Consider the following 4,465-nt stretch of genomic DNA (forward strand, 5'->3'; position numbering starts at 1 on the left):
ATTTCCAATACTTCTTCATCTTGCTCAGACACTTTCACTGCTTGAATGGCTTCAATCAGGCTTTCATCCAAACTTGATAGTAAAGAAGTGAGCGCTGAAAGACGCAACTCTGGGTCCTTTGCACTTAGCTGAATACGTGCAATTGCCCCACGGAGATAAGAGCGCACTTTGTTATTCACACGAACTTTCTTGTAGAGTTTCTTTTTCAATGGCTCTAACTCAGCACCGGTGAAAACTTCGTGAAAGACTTTTTCGCCATCAACTTTTTTCACCGACATAAGTGAGTTACGGTCTTTCTTAAGATAATGAAGCTGCCCCTTTAGCATCACCTGAAACATGGGGAGCAAGGTTTCCCCTGCGTGTGCTTCCAAGTCTTTCAAGATCGGAATAATCTTCTTAAGCTTGGCTTTCGTCAGTTTGCTTAAGAGCGCTTGGGTTTCGCTATCTATTGCTGTCGCAACAGTGCTTGGACTGTTCTCGGCGTTCGATGCCGCATAGCTTTGGTTGAACACCAAGCTAAACATTATCGCGAGAATAAAGGGCAGGATTCTCACCGCTGTACTCCATTTTAGGTTCATTTAACACGCAACTTCCCTGTTGTGTCTGTTCAGATATGATCTGAAGCCAAACATCATAGGGAAATTACGGGGTTGTAGGTTTAGAAATGAGGAGCACCGGACAGTGCTCCCCTTTTAAGTTGCCGAATAAATGTTTCCGGCTAGCTAAAGCTCAGGTCTTAGAAGTTCTGACCAGAACACTTAGCTGTTTTAGTATTAAAGTTGCCGCACTTAACCGGGTCAGTCCAGTCAGCAATTAGGTCTTTAGAACCTGGTAGGTAGTTAGACCAAGCATCACCAATTACTTCACCGTTAGTTTCCCAAACCACTTCAAATTGACCATCTTCTTGAATCTCGCCAATTAAAACTGGCTTACTCAAATGGTGGTTAGTATTCATAACAGCAGTACCGCCAGTCAGGTTAGGTACCGATACACCCAAGATAGCTTGCTCAACTGCGTCTACGTCAGTAGTACCCGCTTTCTCAACTGCTTTCGCCCACATTTCGAAACCAATGTAGGTCGCTTCCATTGGGTCGTTAGTCACACGCTTGTCGTCTTTGATGTAAGACTTCCAGTTTGCAATAAACTCTTCGTTTACATCACTTTCAACGCTTTGGAAGTAGTTCCAAGCTGCCAAGTGACCAACAAGTGGCTTAGTGTCTAGACCAGACAGTTCTTCTTCACCAACAGAGAATGCAACCACTGGAATATCTTCAGCAGAAATACCCTGGTTACCTAGCTCTTTATAGAAAGGAACGTTTGCATCACCATTAATTGTTGAAACAACCGCTGTCTTCTTACCTGCGCTACCGAACTTCTTGATGTCTGAAACAATTGACTGCCAATCAGAGTGACCGAAAGGCGTGTAGTTGATCATGATATCTTTTTCTGCAACGCCTTTAGCCTTAAGGTATGCCTCAAGAATCTTGTTCGTTGTACGTGGGTAAACGTAATCAGTACCTGCAAGTACCCAACGCTCAACCTCAAGGTCATTCATCAAGTAGTCAACGGCTGGAACCGCTTGCTGGTTTGGCGCAGCACCTGTGTAGAAAACATTTTTAGACGACTCTTCACCTTCGTACTGAACAGGGTAGAACAACAAACCGTTCAACTCTTCAATGACAGGAAGAACCGCTTTACGTGAAGATGACGTCCAGCAACCGAAAATTACGTCAACCTCGTCTTTAGTAAGCAGTTCACGTGTTTTCTCTGCAAATAATGGCCAGTTCGATGCGGGGTCAACCACAACAGGCTCTAGCTTCTTACCTAGCAAACCACCTTCTTTGTTCTGCTCTTCGATCATCATTAGAACCGTGTCTTTCAGTGTTGTTTCACTGATCGCCATAGTGCCTGATAGAGAGTGAAGTACACCGACTTTAATCGTGTCAGCAGCCATTGCGCTCATTGCAAATGCTGAAGCACTTGCGCTAAGAACTAAACCTTTAAGCATTTTTTTCATTGTCATGATTCTACCTTCCTCAAAATAAGACTCTTGGATAATGAGGCACTTGTTATAAATTTGGAGTTATAGCCTCTTCATGAACGATTATGAAAAATATACTGCTTCGGGGGTATTGGCTGATTGACGAATTCGACTACGTCAAATGACGTAGTCACTCTATAAACCGACTCTTACTGACACTCAATAAAGCTCGTTACAATAAGCTGCAAAGATTAAAAGACTAATAGAGATTGTTTGCTAGTATTAATAGTTAATAAAGAACAACTATGATATCCCCTGAGCTCATGCAAAAAAAATTCGTTGTAAAAGACATCCTGAAGCACCATAACATCACCAGCTGGTTCCAACCGATCATTAATGTCGAGCGGCGTGAACTCATCGGCTGGGAGGCCTTTTCACGAGGGCCAGAGACTGATAATGGTTTAGAAACGCCAGCAATGTTTGATACGGCTGCCGAAGCGGGTATTTTAAAACCTTTTGACTTGATGTGCCTACACACAGCGGCCGAGAGCTTTGACCAGCTTCAACTGGAGAACAAGTTATTCATCAACCTATCCAACGAAATGCTCATCGCCAGTAGTCGTTTAAAGGATCAGGTTGGAAAACTCATTGCTGACAATAGAGTTCCATCAACACGTATGGTGTTGGAAATTGATGAAAAGAATGCCAGCAATAACATTAATGAGCTTATCGAAGCTGTTCATTTTTTTCATGAGCAAGGCTTTGAGGTCGCAGTTGACCATTTGAGTGGAATAGACAATGTTGGTGAAAGCGCGTCGTTACATAAACTCTGGTCTGAAATAAAACCAGATTACATCAAACTGGATCGCAGCTTCATTCAAAACGTAAATGGTAGTGCCAGCAAACAAAAAACGGTCAAAGAAGTGGTAGCTGTCGCCCGCTCGATTGGTTCTGTGTTAATTGCTGAAGGGGTCGAAACAGAAAAAGAACTTAAGAAGCTATATGAGCTCGGAGTTCATAATGTTCAAGGCTACTTGATTCAAAGGCCTGAGTTAGCACCGGTCGCCCCCAAGCTCGATGACTTACTCGACAAAAAACTGTTCGCAGAAACCAATCAAAAAAGTTTGGCCTGCGACTTGGTTGTTTCAACTGCTCATGTCGAAGTAGGTACCACAATCCAAACCGTCTTTGAGCTACTTGAAGCTAATGTTCACATGAGCTCCATTGCCGTAGTAGAGAATGAGAAAGTACAAGGCATTATCTTTCGCACTCCCTTCATGAACAAATATTCCAAAAGACAGAGACGAGAAGTCGTTCAAGCCAAGTGTATCTCAAGCGAAATGAGCTTAGACTTCCTGCATGTTGACGCTCATCAGCGCATAGAGCAAGTCAGCCGCCTTGTCACATCTCGCGCACAATTAGATGCAGAGCATGACTTTATTATCTCCAACGAGCAGCATTTTCTTGGAATCGGAACGGTTATCGACTTATTACGCAAGGTCACACAGTTGCGTGTCAAACCAGATCACCAGGAAAATATTCTGACAATGCTCCCAGGAAACACCCCTCTCGGAAATTGCGTCATGGAGCTTCTGGACAAAGATACACCTTTCTCAGTCGCACTTCTCGACTTGGCCAATTTTAAACCCTTTAACAATCATTACAGCCACAACCGGGGTGATGAAGTACTGATCATGTTTGCCGAGATTCTAAGAAAGCAACTTAAACAAGGCGCTAGCTTTGCCGGGCATATCGGTGGGGATGATTTTGTACTGATTATGCCTCAGGATGAGTGGCAAGAATTACTCCGCTCCGTTTTCACTGAGTTCAACCACAAAGTACTTAAATTCTATTCGGATAACGACATCAAACAAGGTGGTATCGAAAGCACCGACCGAAATGGTCATGTGCGCTTATTCGACTTTGTGTCCCTATCTGCCGGCGTCATGACCGTCACAGAAGAATATTTCGACTCCTTCCAGAGCTTACTAACCCAGCTTATCCAGCTAAAACAGCGCACAAAGAGAGAGCTCGGTACCTGTTTAGCACATTTGAATGATGCACAAATCAAGCTCTATTCTTATGATGAAAGCGGCTTTGCCGATGAAGGTGTGAGTGACTAATCACAAAGAACTAGAATCAATCTAGGCTTTTCTCTTCAGCTCAGTAGCACTAAGGCGTAAAACTACGGAAGCCGTTAACATTTTGATACAAAAACGTCGAAAAACTTTACACTAAAAATACATGACACTTTTATGAACTTTAATTAACCTACTGACCAATAAGTCAAGTATATATATAGGTCTGGATATTGCTTATAGATTCATTCCACATGAAAATTTAACCAAATGGATGGAATCATGATTAAAAAACTACTTGGTACTACAGCTTTGGTGCTGGCAACTAGCACTGCTTCTGCAGCAATCATTAACTACGACTTTACAGGCGGCCCAACTGTCTATGGCGACCCTCTGAACTTCTCAC

General features: G+C 43.1%; 2 protein-coding genes and 1 pseudogene. 1 reads left to right on the plus strand and 2 read right to left on the minus strand.

Features of this window, described 5'->3' with window-relative positions; genetic code table 11:
* A pseudogene (locus A3761_RS08090) lies at positions 1-578 on the minus strand (hypothetical protein); the annotation flags it as partial.
* A 158-nt stretch (positions 579-736) separates the two neighbouring features.
* Positions 737-2,017: an urea ABC transporter substrate-binding protein gene (gene urtA / locus A3761_RS08095; RefSeq protein ID WP_156490602.1), complete on the minus strand. Its 1,281-nt coding sequence runs from the start codon at positions 2,015-2,017 to the stop codon at positions 737-739.
* Positions 2,018-2,304: 287 nt separating this feature from the next.
* On the opposite strand from urtA, the gene A3761_RS08100 reads away from it, so the two are divergent.
* On the plus strand, positions 2,305-4,104 hold the full coding sequence (locus A3761_RS08100; RefSeq protein WP_197470027.1) for a bifunctional diguanylate cyclase/phosphodiesterase: 1,800 nt from the start codon (positions 2,305-2,307) through the stop codon (positions 4,102-4,104).
* Positions 4,105-4,465 lie beyond the last annotated feature (361 nt).

The organism is Oleiphilus sp. HI0123, from assembly GCF_001635315.1.